Source organism: Janthinobacterium sp. BCJ23 (genome assembly GCF_059617945.1).
In genome coordinates this window covers 1,187,774-1,206,963 of record NZ_JCAQAW010000002.1, presented here as the reverse complement: position 1 = coordinate 1,206,963, position 19,190 = coordinate 1,187,774, and the positions used below count along the sequence as shown (strand labels likewise).

Genomic DNA, 19,190 nt, shown 5'->3' with positions numbered 1-19,190 from the left:
CGTGCACGGCAGGCCCTTTATTGACCGGCCACGCTGGCGACGCTGTGGATAATCGCCTCGGCCGCCGCCCGCACGCGGGCAGAACGGTTCAGGTCCGCATGCATGACCAGCCACACGTCATACGCTTCCGCCCGCTCGGGCCAGATGCGCACGAGCTGCGGGTCGATGTCGCCCAGGTGGGTGGCCAGCTCGGCCACGCCCAGGCCCGCGCGCGTGGCTTCCTGCAGCATCGCCGCCGAGTTCACTTCCATGGCGACCCGGGCGTTGGCGACGGATTCGCCGGCGATTTTCTCGCCATGGCGCGGCGTCACGGAATGGTGGTAGATGACGATGTCGTGGCCGGCCAGCGCCGTGCCGCGCACGGGCTCGCCCCGTTCGGCCAGGTAGCTTTTCGACGCATACAGGCCCAGGCTGCGCTTGACGAGGTGGCGCGAGATCAGGTCCGGATCGGTGGGGCGCACGCCGCGCACGGCCAGGTCCGCTTCGCGCCGCGTCAGGCTGGCCAGCGCCGGCGCCACATTGAGCACGATGCGGATGTCCGGGTGGGCCGCGTGCAGCTGCTGCATGGCGCGGATGACGAAATGGCTGGCCATGGTGTCCGTGGTGGCCACGCGCACCAGGCCGCTTAAACGGTTGTCGACGCCCTGCATCTCGCGCTGCAGCTTGTCGGCCGCCCGCTCCATCGCTTCGGCGGCCGTGAGCGCCAGCTCGCCGGCCGGCGTGGGCACGTAGCCCGACGGCGTGCGCAGGAACAGGGTGGCGCCCAGCGAGCTTTCCAGCGCGGCCAGGCGGCGCCCGCACGTGGCCTGGTCGATGCGCAGCAGGGCTGCCGCGCCGCGCAAGGTGCCGGCCCGGCCGATGGCGAGAAAGATGCGCGCGTTATCCCAGTCCATCCGTTTCCTTGTGATTGGTGATGCATTTTTGCATCAAGGTGCCGATTTTATGCCTGTTTACTGCATCACGCAACGCTCGCATAATGGCTGCCCCGCTGTCACTGCAAGGAATATTATGTCTGCCCCCATACCGCTCCTGCTGACCCTGGCCTTTGGCTTCGTCATGGCGATGATCGACGTCACGGCCGTCAACGTGGCCCTGTCCGATATCGCGCTGGACCTGGCCATACCGCTGACGGGCCTGGTCTGGGTGGTCGACGGCTATACCCTGACGTTTGCCGCGCTGCTGCTGGCCGGCGGCGCGCTGGCCGACCGCTACGGACCGAAAGCCGTGTACCAGGGCGGCCTCGGCGTTTTCCTGCTCGGCTCGATTTTGTGCGGCGCCGCGCCCGACGGGCATTTCTTGACGGCGGCGCGCCTGCTGCAGGGCGCGGGCGCGGCCCTGTTCATGCCCAGTTCGCTCAGCCTGCTGACGCACAGCTTTGACGACGAGCGCGAGCGCACGCGCATGTTGGGCGCCTGGTCGGCGCTGGTGGGTGTGGCCGGTGCGTCCGGTCCATTGATCGGCGGTATCCTCGTGCACCAGTTCGGCTGGCGCAGCGTGTTCTGGGTCAACGTGCCGCTGGGCGTGCTGGCCATCGTCATGGCGCAATTGCTGCTGGCGGCACCGGCGCGTCAGCCGCGCGATCTGTCGCTGTTCAGTCATGCGCTGGGCGTGGCGGCGCTGGCGGGCCTCAGTTTCGTGCTGATCGAAGGGCCCGTGCTGGGCTGGCTGTCGCCCGGCGTGCTGGCGGCGGTGGCATTGACGGTGCTGTCGGCCGGGCAATTGCTGCGGCGCGAGCGCAGCGGCAGCCATCCGCTGTTGCCACGCGCACTGTTTCATAGCAGCAGCTTTGGCGCGGCCAATGGCGTGGGTTTTTTGATCAATTTCTGTGTCTTCGGCCAGCTGTTCTTATTGAGCCTGTTCCTGCAGCAGTCGGGCGGCGCCGATGCCTTGCAGTCGGGCTTGTGCCTGCTGCCCATGATGGCGGCCTATACGGTAGGAAATTTCATGGCAGGAAGTATTGCGGCCCGCCATGGCACGCGCTTGTCCATGCTGGCCGGCTTGCTGGTGGGCGCCGTCATGGCCTTGTTGCTGATGAGCTTGCGTCCGGGCACGCCGTTTGCGCTGCTGGCGCTGGGCACGGCCGTCATGAACGTGGCCATTGGCATCGTCATTCCCGCCATGACGGCCACCGTGATGCGGGTGGCCGGCAAGCAGCATGCGAACAGCGCGGCGGCGGCCCTGAATGCGAACCGGCAAATCGGCGCGCTCGTGGGCGTGGCCCTGATCGGCAGCATCCTGCACATGGTGCAGGATTGGTCGCTGCGCTTGCCGCTGGCCTACGCGACGATTGCCGTCGCGTATGGGTTGGCGGCGGGCCTCGTCTACCGGCACGTGCATCTGCCGAAGGCCGTCGCCGTCTGACAGTTTATTGCTCGCGCGTGCTGCGCCACTCCACCAGTTCTTCGATGGTGAGGATCGGCATGCCATGCAGTTCGGCGAAGCGTTCGATATCGTCGCCGCGCATCATGGTGCCGTCCGGATTCATCAGCTCGCACAGCACGGCGGCCGGGTTCAGGCCCGCCATGCGCGACAGGTCGACGGAGCCTTCCGTGTGGCCACGGCGCTCGAGCACGCCACCGGGCGCGGCGCGCAAGGGGAAGACGTGGCCGGGGCGCACCAGGTCGGCGGGCTTGGCGTTCGGCGCGATGGCGGCGCGGATGGTGGTGACCCTGTCGGCGGCCGACACGCCCGTCGTGACGCCGTCGCGCGCCTCGATGGAGACGGTAAACGGCGTACCGTAGCGGCTGCCGTTGTCGGACGACATGGGGGGCAATTCCAGCGCGCTGACGACGTCCGTCGGCAGGCACAGGCAGACGATGCCGCTGCATTCGCGGATCAAGAGGGCCATGGTTTCGTGCGTGAGTTTTTCGGCAGACAGGATCAGGTCGGCTTCGTTTTCACGGTCGAAATCGTCGAGCAGGATGACGGGGATGCCGGCGCGCATGGCGGCCAGGGCGGACTGGATGCGACCTTCGAGGTCGTTGGAAAGCAGGGTATAGCTGTTGACTAACATGGTGAAACGCTCCTCGCATAGGCGAAAAACGCTGCAGGGCAAGCGAATAGACGCAGCCGGCCGCATCGACAGGTCGAGCGGACATCGCGTTTACTGCACATCTTCTTTCATCCGGACTATACCGTCGGCTCTGGAGTCACACCAGATCTGCTGACCCTGCCAAACGAAGTTTGACAGGCGCTCGCGGGCTTGACCGTTGCCGGTCTTACCGCCGGTGGGGAATCGCACCCCGCCCCGAAGACGTATTGTTGTGCCGGTCCACATGACCGGCGGCAATACTTTAGCACAATTGAAAAAAAGGGGCAGGGTACTGCTGAGTTTGTTATTCGGCAAAGTTGCCTGGGGAAAGCAGTTTTCCCTAAGCTGTTTTTAATGGCGGAAACAGGATTTCAGTGTAAGGTACGCTTACTGAATCTTACCGTTGAGAATACATGAAGCTGAGTAAATTACGCCTGATCTCGGGCGCTGTCTTGTTGGCCTGTGCCTGCATGGCCCAGGCGGAAATCCGTTTGAGCGATCCCCTGCCGCTGGCACCAGAAGTTACCGTTGGAAAACTGCCGAACGGCTTGACCTATTACATCAAGAAAAATGCCCGTCCCGCGCAGAAAGTGGAATTGCGCCTGGTGGTGAAAGCCGGTTCCATCCTGGAAGATGACGACCAGCAAGGCCTGGCCCACTTCACGGAACACATGGCCTTCAATGGTTCCACGCATTTCAAGCGCAATGAGCTGATTTCATATCTGCAATCGATCGGCGTGAAGTTCGGTGCCGACCTGAACGCCTACACGAGCTTTGATGAAACCGTGTACGTGCTGCCGATTCCCACGAACAAGAAGGAAAACCTGGAAAAGGGTTTTCTCGTGCTGGAAGACTGGGCGCATGGCTTGAAATTCAACCCGGCCGACATCAACAGCGAGCGCGGCATCGTGCTGGAAGAGGCGCGCCTGGGCAAGGGCGCCAGCGACCGCATGAACAAGGTGCTGTATCCGAAGCTGCTGAACGGTTCGCGCTACGCGGAACGCATGCCGATCGGCAAGGAATCCGTGCTGAAAACGTTCAAGCCGGAAGCCATCAAGCGTTTCTATAAAGACTGGTACCGTCCCGACCTGATGGCCGTGATGGTGGTCGGCGATGTGGAGCCGAAACAGGCTGAAAAGCTGATCCGCCAGCATTTCGGCAAGCTGAAAAATCCCGCAAAACCGCGTCCGCGCCTGTATGCGGAAGTGCCGCAACGCTCGCAGACGGAAGCGCTGGTGATCACGGACAAGGAAGCGCCGGACGACAGTGTTTTCATCCGCTACCCGATCCGCGCCGCGCAGGAGCCCGTCACCATCGCCGACTACCGCCGCCAGATGATCGAGAACCTGTACGGGCAAATGCTCAGCGCGCGCATGCAGGAATTGACGCAGCAGGCCAATCCCCCGTTCATCCAGGGCGGCAGCAGCATGGGCAAGCTGGTGCGCGGCTATGAATCGTTCAGCGCCTATGCATTGCTGGGCAAGGGCGGCGTGCAGCCGGCCGTCGATGCGCTGGTGCAGGAAGATGAGCGGGCGCGCCGCTTCGGTTTCAGCCAGGATGAACTGGACCGCGCGCGCAAGGACATGCTGCGCAATTACGAGCGCGCCTACAGCGAACGCGACAAATCCGATTCGGCCGGTTTCGTGGCCGAGTATTCGCGCAACTTCCTGGAACAGGAAGCCATCCCCGGCATCGCCAATGAATTGCTGTACGCGCAGGAGCTCTTGCCACAGGTAACCTTGCAGGAAATCAACGAGACGGTGGCCAAGGTGATTCCCGACCAGCAAAAGAAACTGGTCGTCTTCATGGGCGCCGAGCCGAAAGCGGGCGCCAGCGTCCCGACGCAGCAGCAATTGCTCGACGCCGTGGCGAAGGCCGAGCAGCAGAAGGTCGAGCCGCGCACGGAAAAAGTCCTTGCCAGCAAGCTGATGGATGGCCCACCGGCCGGCGGCAGCATCGTCTCGGAAAAGTTGAACAGCGCCATCGGCGTGACGGAATTGACCCTGGGCAATGGCGTGCGCGTGCTGCTGAAACCGACGGACTTCAAGAATGACCAGGTGCTGATGGGCTCGACGCGTTTCGGCGGCCAGTCGCTGTTTGGCGACGCCGACATCTACAACGCCCGCTATGCCAGCGCCGTGGTCGGCAGCATGGGCTTGAAAGATCTGGCGCCGCTGGACTTGCAAAAAGTGTTGGCCGGCAAGACGGTCAACGTGGGCGCGTCGCTGGGCGAGCTGAGCGAAGGCTTTGGCGGCTCGGCCAGCAGCGCCGACGTGGAAGCCATGCTGCAACTGGTGTATTTGTATTTCAACGACGTGCGCAAGGATGCTGGCCTGTACCAGTCCTTCATCGGCAAGCAGCAGGACCTGGCGAAAAACAGCATGGCGCAGCCGGAAGCCGTGTTTTACGACGCCATCCAGCACGCCATGTTTGGCGACAACCCGCGCGTCGACGGCGTGCCGCGCGCGGCCGACTTCGACAAGGTGGGCCTGGACCGTTCGCTGGACATCTTCCGCCAGCGCTTTTCCAGCGCGCGCGGCATGACCTTCATTTTCGCGGGCAGCTTCGAGCTTGACAAGATCAAGCCGCTGATCGCCAGCTACCTGGGCACCTTGCCCGTGGGCGACGTGCAGCATGCCTACCGCGACGTGGGCATGCGCCCGGTGACCGGGGTCGTCAAGAAGGATATTTACATGGGCAGCGAGCCCAAGAGCACGATTTCCATTACCTTCAATGGCGACGTGGCGTATTCGGACGAGCAAAAGCTGACCTTGCAGGCGCTGGGCGAAGTGCTGAACCTGAAAGTCATCGAAGTGCTGCGTGAAAAGATGAGCATGATCTACGGCGGCGGCTTTGAAACCTCGATGGGCCAGCATCCGTACGGCCATTATTCGGTGGCCTTGAACTTGCCGACGGGACCCGAAAACGTGGACAAGGTGATCGCCGCCGCCTTTGCCGAAATCAACAAGATGAAGACGGACGGGCCATCCGCGGCCGACCTGGAAAAGGTCAAGCTGAACTGGATCACGCGCCAGCAAAAGTCGCTGCGCGAAAACCGCTACTGGATGAGTCAGTTGACGGGTTCCGTGACCCAAGGGCGCGACCCCGCGCACATCCTGCGCTACGAGCAGCGCGTGCGCGCCATCACGCCGCAAGCCGTCAAGCTGGCGGCGCAACGCTACCTGGACATGCACAATTATGTGCAGGTGGTGCTGTATCCGGAACGCAAAAACGTTGCAGCCAAGTAACCCTCGTGTTTGATCTGCATGGGCGGCAGCGTGGCGAAGCTGTTAAACTGCCGCTTATTGATGTGATATCGCAATTTAACAAGCAAGGAAATACGATGGCTAAGAAAGAAGAGCTCGATCCGGAAACCCTGGAGTTGATCAACTGGTGTATTGAGGTCGAAGGCTTCCTCGTGGCTGGCGGCGCCACCGTGGCGCAGGCGCAGGACCACATCGAAGAGCAGGTCGAGTGGTTTACCGACCAGTTCTACGACGGTTTGACGCCGGAAGAGGCGGCCAAGGAAGCCTTGGCCTGACCTTCAACAGTAACTTACAGCGGGCGGTGCCTGCCGGGCACAGCCCGGTAGCGCCGCCCGTTTTGCTTTTCTGAAAAGATTTCCATTGGGCAATTAATTCTCCTATTTATTTCCAGGCACCCATGACACTCCGTTCGCGCATTCTCCTCCTGTGTTTCAGCACCTTGCTGGGCATCGTCCTCATCGCTTCATTCTCCCTGTATTCCCTGCGCCAGACCATGATGGCGGAAAGGGTCGAGCAATTGACGGTGCTGGTGGAGCTGGCCAACGCGTCCGTGGAAAAGGCCTATGCGCTGGAACAGTCGGGCAAGCTCACGCGTGAGCAGGCCCAGCAGCAGGCCAAGCTGGCCATCGGCAGCTTCGCCAAGGACGAGATGTATTATTTCGTACGCGATTTCAGCACCGACTTGCTGTACGTGCATCCGAATGCGTCGCGCATCGGCGTGCCGCAAAAGAACATGAAGCAGTCGGGCGACCGTTACCGCGTGGCCCTGGCTGCCAGCCGCATCGGCCTCGTGCAGGCGGACGGCACGCGTCCCGGCGTGCCCGACCCTGTGGCGAAGATGTATGCCGTGGTGAAATTTGCGCCGTGGGACTGGCTGATCGGCACGGGTACGTATATCGATGACATCAACCACAAATTCTGGGCCCAGGCGGGCGTGCTGCTGGCCATCGGCGGGGCGCTGATGCTGGTGGTGGGCGCCCTGGCGGCCCTGATGCTGCGCCGCATCCTGGCCCAGCTCGGCGGCGAACCCGACTATGCAGCGGCCATCGTGGCGCAAATCGCCCAGGGCGACCTGACCACGCACATCGATACGCGCCCCGGCGATACATCGAGTTTGCTGATGGCGATCAAGGCCATGCGCGACAACCTGGCCCATCTGGTGAGCCAGGTGCGCACCGATGCGGAATCCATTTCTACGGCGTCGGGCGAGATCGCCTCGGGCAACCACGACTTGTCGGCGCGCACGGAGCAGCAGGCGGGATCGCTGGAAGAAACGGCGTCGACCATGGAAGAAATGACCTCGACCGTGCGCCAGAATGCGGACAATGCGCGCCAGGCGAACCAGCTGGCCATTTCCGCCTCGCAAGTGGCGACGCAGGCGGGCGGCGTGGTAAGCCAGGTGGTCGACACCATGGGCGCCATCAATGCCTCGTCGAAAAAGATCGGCGACATCATCGCCGTCATTGACGGCATCGCCTTCCAGACGAACATCCTGGCCCTGAACGCAGCCGTGGAAGCGGCGCGCGCGGGCGAGCAGGGCCGTGGCTTCGCCGTCGTGGCCAGCGAGGTGCGCAACCTGGCGCAGCGTTCGGCCGCAGCCGCCAAGGAGATCAAGCAATTGATCGACAGTTCTGCCGAGCAAGTGGGTGCCGGTGAAAAACTGGTGGCGCTGGCCGGCGAGACGATGGAAAAAGTCGTTTCCAGTGTGCAGCACGTGACCGATATCGTGGCCGAGATTTCCTCGGCCAGCGCCGAGCAAAGTGCCGGCATCGAGCAGATCAACCAGGCCATCGTCGAGATGGATAACATGACGCAGCAAAACTCGGCCCTCGTCGAGCAGGCGTCGGCGGCGGCGCAGGCGATGAACGAGCAGGCGGCCGGGCTGGCGCAGATCGTCAGCGTGTTCAAGGTGGGCGCAGTGGCAGGGGCACCGCGCCCGGCGCCGGCGGCCCAGCGCCGGCTGGCCCGCTAAGTTTTCGTCAGAACGGGAACTTATCGCCTGACCATCTGTCAAATTCTTCTTGGTCCTTAGCGGACGCATAGTAGAGGTGAGCATGACAGATGGTTTTTCCTATCACGCGGCATTTGCCCGCAACCTGGGCTGGGTCACGCAGGCGGAGCAAAACAGCTTGCGCGGCAAGCGCGTGGCCATTGCCGGCATGGGTGGTGTCGGCGGCGTGCACTTGCTGACCCTGGCGCGGCTGGGCATCGGCGCTTTCCACATCGCCGATTTCGATACCTTCGATATCGCCAACTTCAACCGCCAGGCCGGCGCCATGGTGTCCACCCTGGGCCAGCCCAAGGTGGCCGTGCTGGCGCAGATGGCGCGCGACATCAATCCCGAACTCGACATCAAGCAGTTTCCCGACGGCATACACGACAGCAACCTGGCCGAGTTCTTTGCCGGTGTCGACCTGTACGTGGACGGCCTGGATTTCTTCGCCTTTCCCGCGCGCCAGGCCACTTTCGCCACGTGCGCCCGCCTGGGCATTCCCGCCATCACGGCCGCGCCGCTGGGCATGGGCACGGCCGTGCTCAGCTTCATGCCGGGCGGCATGACGTTCGAAGAGTATTTTGGCTGGGGCGACTTGCCCGAAGAAGAAAAAGCGCTGCGCTTTCTCGTCGGGCTGGCGCCGGCCGGCTTGCACGGCCCCTACCTGGTCGACCCGTCCGCCATCAACCTGAAGGAGCGGCGCGGGCCGTCGACCATCATGGGCTGCCAGCTGTGCGCGGGCGCGGCCGCCACGGAAGCCTTGAAAATTCTGTTGAAACGCGGCAAGGTGATGGCGGCGCCGCACGGCGTGCATTTCGACGCCTATCGCAACAAGCTCGTGCATACCTGGCGTCCCGGCGGCAACCGTCATCCGCTGCAGCGCCTGACGATGGCCATCATCAAGCGGCGTCGCGCCGCACAGGGGGCATAAATGGCGCAAGCACTGCTGAACGATCCCGTGCTGGAAAGCATCCTCGACCAGGCGCGCTGGGCGCCCAGCGGCGACAACACGCAGCCGTGGCGCTTTGAAGTCGTGGACCCGCGGCACGTGGTCGTGCATGGCTTCGATACGCGCAGCCACTGCGTGTACGACCTCGACGGCCATCCCAGCCAGCTATCGCTGGGCGCCTTGCTTGAAAGCATGGCGCTGGCGGCCAGCTGTCACGGCTTGCGCATGGAAGCGCGTCGGCGCCTGTCCATGCCCGATACCCTGCCCACCTTCGATGTGCACCTGATCGACAGCCCCGGCATGCTGCCCGATCCGCTGGCGGCCTTCCTGCCGCAGCGCAGCGTGCAGCGGCGGCGGCTCAGCACGCGCAGCCTGCGCGCCAGCGAAAAGGCGGCGCTGGCAGCCTGCTTGCCACCCGGCTATGGCGTGCAATGGTTCGAGGGCGGGCGCGCGCGGCTGGCCTGCGCGCGGCTGATGTTCGACAATGCAAAGCTGCGCCTGACCATGCCCGAAGCGCACAAGGTGCACCGCGACGTGATCGAATGGGGCGCGCGCTTCAGTAGCGACCGCATCCCGGAGCAGGCGCTCGGCGTCGATGCGATGACGGCGCGCCTGATGCGCTGGGTCATGCACAGCTGGCGCCGCGTGGATTTTTTCAATACCTGGCTGGGCGGCACCATTGCCCCGCGGCTGCAGATGGACTTGCTGCCGGGCCTGTATTGCGCCGCGCATTTCGCGCTGCTGGCCGATGCGCCGCCGCGCCATATCGACGATTACGTGGCGGCCGGCCGTGCCATGCAGCGCTTCTGGCTGACGGCCACGCAGCTGGGACTGCAATTGCAGCCGGAACTGACGCCGCTGATCTTTGCCCGCTATGTGCGCGAGCGGCGCACCTTTTCGCGCACCGATGGCATGCAGGAAATGGCGCAGGAGTTGGCCGTGCAATGCCAGGGCGTGCTGGGGGCGGCGGCGGTCGAACGGGCCGTGTTCCTCGGACGCATCGGTGCGGGGCCGGCGGCCAGTGCACGCTCCTTGCGCCGTCCGCTGCAAGACTTGCTGGTGGCGCCCACAACGGGGCAGTAGCGCGCGTGACGCCGTGCGCGCCACGGCGTCAGCATCAGTGCCGGTGCCGGCGCCGTGGCGCCAGGCACGCCAGCGCTGCCAGGCCCGCCGCCAGCAGCGGCAAGGTGCCGGGCAGCGCCACCGGGGTGACGCCTGGCACGTAGGCCAGTTCGGAACTGTTCAGCATGTTCAACACGAGGGTGTAGTTGCCCGCCACCAGGTTGTCCGTGATGGCGCCATATTGCCCGCCGCAGGTCTTGCCGGTGCCCGTGCCCGTGGGCGCGCCGCAGCCGCTGGGGTCGTACGTGAATACGCTGCCGCTGGTGAGCGGCGTTTGCGCGTAGCCCGTATTGAGGTTGGCGGCGTCGGCCAGTTCGGTGCCGCCCAGGATGCCGGAGCCCAGGCTGCCGTCGGGCGCCCAGTTGAAGACGATCTGGCCATTGTCATCGATGATGCTGAACGTCATCGCCATATTCGTCGTGGCCGCCGAGCCCGTGCCGGCCAGCGCGTCCAGGTACAGCTGCATGAAGGGCAGGGCCTGGAAGTCGAAGGCCAGGGTTGCGCCCGGCTGGCCGACGACGAAATTGATGGCCAGGGCCGTGCTGGAACCGTTGCGTCCCGAGGCGTCGGCGCTGCCGCCGCCCGTCAGGAAGGTTTCCGCCGCATTCACCGTATGCGTACTGGTCGAGCCCGGCGGGAACGGGGGAATTTGCGAAGTGATGATTTGCGCCTCGCCGCGCGCATACGCGGCGTTGCCCATGCCTTGCTGGGTAAAATCGTTTTGCCCTTTGGTGACGGCGCCGCGTGTCGCTTGCGGCGCGTCGATCTCATTGCTGCCACCGTTGATGACGCTGCTGCCGTTGAGCGTGGCGGTGGTGCGCGACAGGTCGATATTGCTGATCAAGGTGGTGGAACCGGTGGGATTGCTGATGACCAGGCCAAAGACGCTGGTGTAGGAATAGCCGTAGGCGGCGGCGCTGGCAGTGCCGCTGCCGGCCAGCAACAGCAAGGCCAGCAGGGCCGTTGAAAGTCGAATGCATAAAAATGTAGTCATGAAAATCCTCATCTCCTGGTCGGCTGCGTTGTAAGGAAAACCGACAGGCTTGCCGCATAAAAAAAAGGCGAGGAGACTCCCTCGCCTGTGAATCCCCCCTGTTGCCTGGTTCAGGCGGCAACTTTGCGGCGGCGGGCGTAGCCCAGGCCGGCCAGGCCCAGGCCCAGCAAGGCCAAGGTGCCCGGTTCGGGTGTCGCCGCCTGTTTCACCAAGTCCACGCTTTCTACCGCATTCAAGGTCAAGGTGTAGTTGCCGGCCGTCAAAGCATTGCTGACGGAGCTGAAGTTGCTGCCGCACGCTGTGCCCACACCGGTGCCCGTGGGCGTGCCGCAGCCGGAAGGGTCGTAGGTGAACAGGTTGCCGCGCGTGAGGAAATTGGTCGCCAGGCTGGTGTTCAGGTTGGCGCCATCGGCGTTTTCCGTGCCGCCGAAGATGCCCGAGCCGATCACGCCGTCTGGCGTCCAGTTGAATACCGTCGCGCCGGCCGCGTCCGTGATGGTGAAGGTGACGACCAAGTTGGCCGTGGCCGTGGACAGCTGCCCGACCGTGCTTTGCAGGAAGACCTGCATGAAGGGCGACGCCAGGAAGTCGAAGCTCAGGGTTGCCGTGGGCGAGCCGACGACGAAATCGACCGAGAAACCCGTGGTCGAGCCGTTGCGCCCGGACGCATCGGCCGTGCCGGCAGGCCCGTCAAGGTGGGCTTCGGCCACGTTCACTGCCTGGGTGGAGGTGGAGCCTGGCGGGAACGAAGGGAACTGCGTGCTGACGATTTGCGCATCGCCGCGTGAATAGTTGCCTGCCGGGCCTTGTTGCGTGAAGTCGTTTTCGCCCTTGATGACGGGGCCGACGTTGGCGCGTGGGGCATCGAGCGAGCCGGCGCCGCCATTGATGACGCTCACGCCATTCAGGGTGGCCGTGCTGCGCGAGATCGTGGTGCTGTTGGCTACCGTGATCTGGCCCGTCGGCACGGCGATCACCAGGCCGAAGATGTTGTTGTACGAATAGCCGTAGGCGCCCGCCTGTGCGCTACCGGCGGCGCACAGCATGGCCAATGCCGCTGCGGCCGGGAGCAGTTTCAGTTTCGAGAGTTTCATTGTATTCACCTCATGGTTGAGTGAGTCTGGAAGTCTTGCCTGAGACCTGTCGGCAGGTGCTCATGGCCAGTACCTAGCGACTTCCATGCCAACGCATGAGGTTCTTTTGAAATCAATGACTTGGCGTGCTTTTGTTGACGCGGTGCAGGCTTTGCCGGATGCGCTGTAAAAAAAACCGACGCCAGCCTTTCAAGGCTGTCCGCCTTGTGGCAACGAGCCCAGCAGGGCGTGCATATGGGGCAGCAAGCGTTGCCCTGGCACATAGTCGCGCATGGCCGTGGCCAGCTGGCGCGCCGCCAGCTTGGCCCGGCCATCGTCGAGCATGCGCGTGGCGGCATGGCGCAGAGCGGTTTCCTGGAAGCGGTCGGCGCGCAGCAGCAGGCCGGCGCCGGCACCCACGATGCCGTGCATGTTGAGAAATTGGTCGAGGTTGCCGGCGATGCCGATGACGGGCACGCCTGCCGTCAGCGCTTGCTGGCTGGTGGGGCTGCCGCCGTTGCAGATCACCAGGCTGGCGCGCCGGGCGGCCGCATCGCCCGGCAGAAAGGGCGCGACATAGGCGTTCGGCGGCACGGCATCGACGCGGATGGTGCCGGCCGTGGCCGCCAGTACGGTGACGGGCAAGGGCGCCAGCGCGCGCAGCACGCGCGGCAGCAATTGCCCCTGGCCTGAACTGCCCAGGGTGACATAGATGATGGGCCTTCCGCTGCTCAGTTCCGGGCGCTGCCACCAGTCCGGCAAGTCGAGCGGCGGCGCCCAGATGATGGGACCCAGGTAGTCGTGCGTGGACGGCATGCCGTGCGGCGGGAACAGTTGCGGAATATCCGCGTACAAGGTGCGGTCGGCATCCGTATAGATGCGCCGCAGGTCGCTGCCCAGCGATGGCAAGCCATGGCGGCGGCGCACGCGGTTCAGGGGCACGGCGTGCGAAGCGAAGGCCAGCGGGCGGATCAGGCGGAACAGGGGATCGGCCAGCCAGATGGGCAGCACGCCCGTCAGGGGCAGGTTGGGCACCGTGTAGTGCTGGCGCACCCAGGGACTCCAGTAGGCGTTGCTGACGGTAATGTAGGGAATGCGCTGCAGGCGCGCGCTGACCGACAGCGACAGGCGGAAGTCGCCGATCACGAGGTCGGGCTGGACGGCATTGAGCAGGCGCAAGTCGTCTTCCACATACGCGTGCAAGGTGCTTTCCGTATACACGGGCTTGCCGTGCGCGAGTGCCTGCAGAAATTGCAGCGATGAAATACTGTCGATGCGCCAGCGGCGGAAGGGGGCTTGCTTGAAACAAAAGTCATACCCATCGGCGCAGGCAAAATGCACCTCGTATTTTGCCTCGTCCAGGCCCTGGGCCAGGCTCAGGGGACGGCCAACATGGGCCAGGGTCACTGCCTCGGCCATAAAGAGGATTTTCTTGCGCGCCATAGGGGTCGCTTGCACTCGTGCTGGAGGGGATGCCTGCAAAGTTGGAGTGGCGCCACGCCGTTTAGTTCCCCGCCGCCTGTCAATGGCGGGCGCCAGGATTTGGCTGCATCGGCTACAGTGGGGCAAAGGAGGCCACCATGCTGCCACAATTCCATCTTGCCCCGCTGCGTGCGCACAGCACGCCCGAACCCGATATGCCGCCACCGCCGGAAGGCGATCCCCTCAAGCCGCCGCCAGAACCGCCGCCGCACATCGACCCCGTGCCGGTCGAGGAGCCAACGCCGCCACCACCGCCCGTGAAAATGCATTGAACGGTTCTCGGACCGTGGCGCCGCGTCACGGGTGGCGGCGGGCAGGCGCGCGCGATGTTTATTTCCAATCGGAAATGGAAGGCGCGGGCCTCGCCAGAGGCACGCCATTTAAACAACAAAAATGCGCATAAATGTTGCCGAGCGGATACAAATCAAGCTCCAACTGCTGAGTGTCATGCGGCCGTCACGATTCTGTTCTTATAATGAGACATCATAAAAATTCTTGTACAGGAGACCATCGTGGGCAATTCCTTGCATAACAAAATCTACCTGGGCCGGCGGCCTGTGATCACCAGCAAACACCTCGTGGCGCTGGCCCTGGCGGGCGCCGTGGCTGGTTGCGGCCTGGCATGGCTGCTGCTGCGCAGCTACAAATAACGGTCGTCACGCCCGTGTTTCCGTCGCCTGGCCGCATGGCGGGCGGCGGTAGATTCACGTTGCCTGTTGCCGATGCGCAGCGGGGCGCGTACCATGGGGGCCGAACACCTGGCCTTTTATGGAAAAGTAATGAAGAACGAGAAATTAACAACCGATGAATATGACGCGCTGGAGCAAGTTGCACGCGGCATCAAGACCGAGCGCCCCAGTGCTTGCGTTGCCCGCAATGCCAAGCGCCTGTCGGGTCTGAAGCTGCTCAGCTATGCGCGCGACGGCCGTCTGTCCATCACCGAGAAAGCACAACAACTGCTGTTCCTGCGCCGCTGCATCATGGGTTTGCGCGCTGTCGCCACCGATCCGCTGACCAAGCTCGATACGGACGTGGCGTATTTTCTGGGCAAGAAAGCCCACATCGTGGCGCGCGCCGAAGGCGAAGGCCACGACATTTCCGACAAGGGCCGCGAATCGCTGGCCGACATCGACACCCTGGGCCTCTAAGGCTCACAACCGGCCCCTGGGGCCGGTTTTCACATCTTCCCTCACTTTTAATTTCCCCCTTGGAGAACACTTTGGACAGCGCGATGAACTGGTCGGCCCACGAACTGACGATGACGGTCTTGATGACGCCCGATATGGCCAACTTTTCCGGCAACGTGCACGGCGGCACCATCCTGAAATACCTCGACAGCGTCGCCTACGCCTGCGCCAGCCGCTATTCGGGCAGCTATGTCGTGACCTTGTCGGTGGACCAGGTGATGTTCCTGCAGCCTATCCACGTGGGCGAGCTGGTGACGTTCCTTGCCTCGATCAATTACACGGGCACGACGTCGATGGAAGTGGGTATCCGCGTGGTGACGGAAAACATCCAGCAGCGCCTGGTTCGCCACGCCAACAGCTGCTATTTCACGATGGTGGCCGTGGACGCCAACCGCAAGCCGGTGGCCGTGCCGCCGCTGGTGCTCGAGACGCCAGAGCAGCACGCGCGCTTCGAGCAGGCAAAGCTGCGCAAGCTGTCGCGCCAGAAGGTGTCGAAGAAATAAAGGCAGCGGACATGAAAAAACGGCCACCAGAGCGATCTGGTGGCCGTTTTTTATTGCATGCCGCCGGCTGGCGGCATGGCGCCGTGATTAACGGTCGCCGTAGCTGCGGCGTGCGCCATCGGTGCTGCGCGGGTTGGAACCCTTGTAGCCGCCGCCGGTGCTCGGTGCGCCGTCTTTGCGTGGTGCGCCTGGCTTGCTGAACGTGCGTTGGCCTGGCTTCGCGCCGCCACGGTTGTCGCCTGGTTTCCAGCCGCCTGGACGGGCGCTCGAACGTGGTGCCGATGCCGTTTTCTTCGGTTCGAAACCTTCGATGACATTGACCGGGATCAATTGCTTGGTAAAGCGTTCGATGCGCTTGACGTTCATGCCTTCAGCGTGGTTCACCAGCGAGATGGCCAGGCCATTACGGCCAGCGCGGCCGGTACGGCCGATGCGGTGGACGTAGTCTTCCGGGAACTTCGGCAGATCGTAGTTAAACACGTGGGTGATCGTTGGCACGTCGATACCGCGGGCGGCAACGTCGGTGGCAACCAGCACTTTGACCTGGCCGCGGCGCATGCCGTCCAGGGTGCGGTTACGCGCGCCCTGATGCATGTCGCCGTGCAAGGCGGCAGCCGAGAAACCGGCGATGTTCAGACGGTCGGCGATGGTGTCGGCGTCACGCTTGGTGGCGGTGAACACAACAGCCTGGTCCAGCGATTCGTCGCGCAGCAGGTGGTCCAGCAGGCGATTCTTGTGCGACAGATCGTCGACGAAGTGGACGCGCTGGGTGATGTTTTCATGCTTGTTGCTCGAGCTTGCCACTTGGATGACCAGTGGGTTCTTCGTGATGCGACGGGCCATGTTGCCCACGACGCCGTCCAAGGTTGCCGAGAACAGCATGGTTTGACGGCCTTCTGGCGTCGCTTCCACGATTTTTTCGATGTCGTCGATGAAACCCATGTCCAGCATGCGGTCGGCTTCGTCCAGCACCAGGATTTCCAGTTGCGAGAAGTCGATCTTGCCCGAGTCCATGTGGTCGATCAGACGGCCAGGGGTCGCGACCAGAATCTCAGGATTCTTGGCCAGCAATTGCATCTGTTTAGGGTAAGGCATGCCGCCCAGGATCGACACAGCCTTGATGCGGCGGATGCCGGTGCTGTACTTGTCGGTGTTGGTGGTCACTTGCAGGGCCAGTTCGCGCGTTGGCGTCAGCACCAGCATTTTTGGCTGGGCAGCCTTGAAACGTGGACGCTCGCCGCGGGCGCGCGATGCTTGCATTTCCTGGTTCGGCGTCTTGCCGGCGGCGCTTTGTTCGGCGCTGGCCAGTTTGTGCAGCGACGGCAGCATGAAAGCTGCGGTCTTGCCCGAACCGGTCTGCGACGAGACCAGCAGGTCACGGCCTTCGATCGCGGCTGGAATCGCTTGCGACTGTACCGCGGTTGGCGCGGTGTAGCCCGATTCGGTCAGAGCGGCGATGATGGACGGATGCAGGCCTAAGGATTCAAATGTCATTCTTTTCTTTCGTAAAAATCAGCGTTCTTGCAAAAAGCAGAACGCAAAATAGCAACGCCAACCAAAACGAAATGACTCAACTAGAAAGAAATTTCGGCACAAAAGCTTTGCGCCGGGACGGTGTCAGGTGCGACACACAAGGCGGGAGGGCTTTATAAGCGGCATCCTGTGGATGCGCTAAGGCTTGCGAAGCTGCTAAGTTTGTAGTGCATGACTGCGGTGTTGCCATCGCTTCAAGGGAACATATTGCAGCGCACAACGACACTATACCGTATTTGACGCCGTTTTGCACGGGCTAAATGGGAAGAAACGAAAGTCCTACCACGTTTTGCGCATGTTTCCTATGTGAAATCAGTAGGAATACGTAGTTTTCGCCCGTTCAGTTGAGCATGGCCACGATGTCGGCGGGCAGCGGCGGCGCCTGTCGCGTTTCCCTGGCCAGATTGATTTGCCGGGTGACCTGCGCCAGTTCGACCAGGCTGCGTTCCAGCTGATACGTTCCCTTTGCGTGCAGCCACGCCAGTACGTCGTCCAGGTGCCAGATGGTGGCGCTGCCTTCATGCACGGGCACGGGGAAGCTGTGGCGGTATTTGCTCATCAGCTTGTGCAGGTTTTGCCGGGACAGGCCCAGCACCTGCGCCACGTCGGTCAGGCCCACGAAGTCGGGCGAAGCCTCGACCAGCACGGCCTCGGGCACGATGGCCTTGACGTCGGCCAGGGCGCTGAGCAAGGCTGCGTTGGCATTGCTGGCCTCGCGCGTGAATTCCAGCGCCAGGCGTCCCGCTTGCCCGATGCCGACCAGAGCGTCGTCGCAACCGCCGCTGCCCAGGCGCTCGGCCAGCGCGTCGAGGTCGTGTTCGTGGTCGGGCAGGCGGTACTTGAGAGTAAAGATGTAATCCATGATGGCTATCCTCTGGATTTGCGTTGCATGCAGTCGTGCATCAGTTTGTTGAAAGTGCAATTATCGACTACCCGGCGGATCGCCCGCGCGTGGTTGCCCGGGTTTTTCGGCGTGCTCCAGATGCAGGCGATACAGAATTCGCCACAGCGGCAGCCGTCGTCATTGTAGGGGCGAGATATTGCCCCAGGCATGGCTGCCGCCCACTTCCACTCGCCATCCCTGGCTTTCCGCGTGACGCAGCGCCGCTTCGATTTCTTTCCTGGGGTGCGAGGAGCGCGCCATGCGATGCCTCCAATGTAGGTCGCCGCATCACTCTACTTCGGGATTGACGGCCATCACTTGCGAAAAGCCGCCATCGACATAGGTAATCTCGCCCGTGATGCCCGAGGCCAGGTCGGACAGCAGAAAGGCGGCCGTGTTGCCGACCTCTTCGATGGTGACATTGCGGCGCAGCGGGGAGTGTTCGGCCACAAATCCCAGCAGTTTACTGAAATCCTTGATGCCGGAAGCGGCCAGGGTCTTGATGGGGCCGGCGGAAATGCCGTTGGCGCGGATGCCGCGCGGACCCAGCGATTCGGCCAGGTAGCGCACGGACGCTTCCAGCGACGCCTTGGCCAGGCCCATGGTGTTGTAGTAGGGCACGGCGCGCACGGCGCCCAGGTAGGTCAGGGTCAGGACTGACGCGCCCGGATGCAGCAGGGGCAGGGCGGCCTTGGCCATGGCGGGGAAACTGTAGGCGGAAATGTCGTGCGCGATGCGGAAGCTGTCGCGCGACAGGCCGTCGAGGAAGTCGCCGGCGATCGCCTCGCGCGGCGCGAAGCCGATGGCGTGCACCAGGCCGTCCAACTGATCCCAGTGGCGCGCCAGATCGCTGAAGACGGCGCTGATCTGTTCATCGCTGGACACGTCGCAGTCGAATACCAGTTCGCTGCCGAATTCCGCCGCAAATTCCGTGATGCGCTCCTTGAAGCGTTCGCCCACATACGTGAAGGCGAGGGCGGCGCCTTCGCGGTGGCAAGCCTTGGCGATGCCATAGGCGATGGAGCGGTTCGACAGCAAGCCCGTGATGAGGATTTTTTTGCCTTGCAAGAAAGCCATGACGACTCCTGTCTGGGTAGGTGGGCGGGTAAGCGGATGTGCAACCGGCCGCGACAGCAAAGCTGTGGCGGCCGGTGAGGTGGATCTATACGGATCA

General features: G+C 63.3%; 18 protein-coding genes, 1 pseudogene and 1 riboswitch. Of the genes and pseudogenes, 10 read left to right on the top strand and 9 right to left on the bottom strand.

What is annotated here, in order from left to right; genetic code table 11:
• Positions 1–17: 17 nt before the first annotated feature.
• Positions 18–893: a LysR family transcriptional regulator gene (locus tag AC54AG_RS11495; RefSeq protein WP_496630368.1), complete on the bottom strand. Its 876-nt coding sequence runs from the start codon at positions 891–893 to the stop codon at positions 18–20.
• 115 nt (positions 894–1,008) lie between these two features.
• Here AC54AG_RS11495 and AC54AG_RS11490 point away from each other — a divergent pair, with 115 nt between their 5' ends.
• The gene (locus AC54AG_RS11490; protein WP_496630367.1) at positions 1,009–2,361 is read left to right on the top strand and encodes an MFS transporter; all 1,353 of its coding nucleotides are present in this window, start codon (positions 1,009–1,011) and stop codon (positions 2,359–2,361) included.
• Positions 2,362–2,365: 4 nt separating this feature from the next.
• Here the strand turns inward: AC54AG_RS11490 and ribB are convergent, their stop codons facing one another.
• Positions 2,366–3,013 (bottom strand): 3,4-dihydroxy-2-butanone-4-phosphate synthase, encoded by a 648-nt coding sequence (ribB, locus tag AC54AG_RS11485; protein ID WP_046683947.1) that lies wholly within the window; start codon positions 3,011–3,013, stop codon positions 2,366–2,368.
• 95 nt (positions 3,014–3,108) lie between these two features.
• Positions 3,109–3,259: riboswitch (FMN riboswitch) on the bottom strand.
• Positions 3,260–3,444: 185 nt separating this feature from the next.
• Between ribB and AC54AG_RS11480 the strand changes: the two genes are divergently transcribed.
• The 5 genes from AC54AG_RS11480 to AC54AG_RS11460 all read left to right on the top strand — a co-directional run bounded on the left by AC54AG_RS11480 (position 3,445) and on the right by AC54AG_RS11460 (position 10,322).
• Positions 3,445–6,279 carry a M16 family metallopeptidase gene (locus AC54AG_RS11480; RefSeq protein WP_496630366.1) on the top strand — a complete coding sequence of 945 codons (2,835 nt, stop codon included), beginning with the start codon at positions 3,445–3,447 and terminating at the stop codon, positions 6,277–6,279.
• Between the two features lie 95 nt (positions 6,280–6,374).
• Positions 6,375–6,572: a hypothetical protein gene (locus AC54AG_RS11475; protein ID WP_010399555.1), complete on the top strand. Its 198-nt coding sequence runs from the start codon at positions 6,375–6,377 to the stop codon at positions 6,570–6,572.
• A gap of 122 nt (positions 6,573–6,694) precedes the next feature.
• A complete protein-coding gene (locus tag AC54AG_RS11470) occupies positions 6,695–8,269 on the top strand; it encodes a methyl-accepting chemotaxis protein (protein WP_496630365.1) in 1,575 nt (524 codons plus the stop codon).
• An 82-nt stretch (positions 8,270–8,351) separates the two neighbouring features.
• Positions 8,352–9,221 (top strand): ThiF family adenylyltransferase, encoded by an 870-nt coding sequence (locus AC54AG_RS11465; protein WP_034749708.1) that lies wholly within the window; start codon positions 8,352–8,354, stop codon positions 9,219–9,221.
• Positions 9,222–10,322 carry a nitroreductase family protein gene (locus AC54AG_RS11460; protein ID WP_496630364.1) on the top strand — a complete coding sequence of 367 codons (1,101 nt, stop codon included), beginning with the start codon at positions 9,222–9,224 and terminating at the stop codon, positions 10,320–10,322. It begins immediately after the preceding gene.
• Between the two features lie 34 nt (positions 10,323–10,356).
• On the opposite strand, the gene AC54AG_RS11455 is transcribed toward AC54AG_RS11460, so the two are convergent.
• The 3 genes from AC54AG_RS11455 to AC54AG_RS11445 all read right to left on the bottom strand — a co-directional run bounded on the left by AC54AG_RS11455 (position 10,357) and on the right by AC54AG_RS11445 (position 13,871).
• Positions 10,357–11,355 (bottom strand): EDSAP-1 family PEP-CTERM protein, encoded by a 999-nt coding sequence (locus tag AC54AG_RS11455; protein ID WP_496630363.1) that lies wholly within the window; start codon positions 11,353–11,355, stop codon positions 10,357–10,359.
• Between the two features lie 110 nt (positions 11,356–11,465).
• Complete coding sequence (locus tag AC54AG_RS11450; protein ID WP_034749700.1) at positions 11,466–12,449, bottom strand: EDSAP-1 family PEP-CTERM protein; 984 nt, start codon at positions 12,447–12,449, stop codon at positions 11,466–11,468.
• A 189-nt stretch (positions 12,450–12,638) separates the two neighbouring features.
• Entirely contained in the window at positions 12,639–13,871 is a 1,233-nt protein-coding gene (locus AC54AG_RS11445; protein ID WP_496630362.1) for a glycosyltransferase, read from the bottom strand.
• Between the two features lie 137 nt (positions 13,872–14,008).
• On the opposite strand from AC54AG_RS11445, the gene AC54AG_RS11440 reads away from it, so the two are divergent.
• The 4 genes from AC54AG_RS11440 to AC54AG_RS11425 all read left to right on the top strand — a co-directional run bounded on the left by AC54AG_RS11440 (position 14,009) and on the right by AC54AG_RS11425 (position 15,600).
• The gene (locus AC54AG_RS11440; RefSeq protein WP_496630360.1) at positions 14,009–14,182 is read left to right on the top strand and encodes a hypothetical protein; all 174 of its coding nucleotides are present in this window, start codon (positions 14,009–14,011) and stop codon (positions 14,180–14,182) included.
• Positions 14,183–14,422: 240 nt separating this feature from the next.
• Complete coding sequence (locus AC54AG_RS11435) at positions 14,423–14,560, top strand: hypothetical protein (RefSeq protein ID WP_162995739.1); 138 nt, start codon at positions 14,423–14,425, stop codon at positions 14,558–14,560.
• A 129-nt stretch (positions 14,561–14,689) separates the two neighbouring features.
• Entirely contained in the window at positions 14,690–15,058 is a 369-nt protein-coding gene (locus tag AC54AG_RS11430) for a hypothetical protein (protein WP_034749696.1), read from the top strand.
• Positions 15,059–15,141: 83 nt separating this feature from the next.
• Positions 15,142–15,600, top strand: a complete 459-nt coding sequence (locus tag AC54AG_RS11425; protein ID WP_034750191.1) for an acyl-CoA thioesterase — start codon at positions 15,142–15,144, stop codon at positions 15,598–15,600.
• 87 nt (positions 15,601–15,687) lie between these two features.
• On the opposite strand, the gene AC54AG_RS11420 is transcribed toward AC54AG_RS11425, so the two are convergent.
• The 4 genes and pseudogenes from AC54AG_RS11420 to fabI all read right to left on the bottom strand — a co-directional run bounded on the left by AC54AG_RS11420 (position 15,688) and on the right by fabI (position 19,093).
• The gene (locus tag AC54AG_RS11420) at positions 15,688–17,094 is read right to left on the bottom strand and encodes a DEAD/DEAH box helicase (RefSeq protein ID WP_035820280.1); all 1,407 of its coding nucleotides are present in this window, start codon (positions 17,092–17,094) and stop codon (positions 15,688–15,690) included.
• A gap of 379 nt (positions 17,095–17,473) precedes the next feature.
• Positions 17,474–17,995 carry a helix-turn-helix transcriptional regulator gene (locus tag AC54AG_RS11415; protein ID WP_496630359.1) on the bottom strand — a complete coding sequence of 174 codons (522 nt, stop codon included), beginning with the start codon at positions 17,993–17,995 and terminating at the stop codon, positions 17,474–17,476.
• Between the two features lie 5 nt (positions 17,996–18,000).
• Positions 18,001–18,277, bottom strand: a pseudogene (locus AC54AG_RS11410) (hypothetical protein).
• A 27-nt stretch (positions 18,278–18,304) separates the two neighbouring features.
• Positions 18,305–19,093: an enoyl-ACP reductase FabI gene (gene fabI, locus AC54AG_RS11405; protein WP_456130467.1), complete on the bottom strand. Its 789-nt coding sequence runs from the start codon at positions 19,091–19,093 to the stop codon at positions 18,305–18,307.
• Positions 19,094–19,190: the final 97 nt, after the last annotated feature.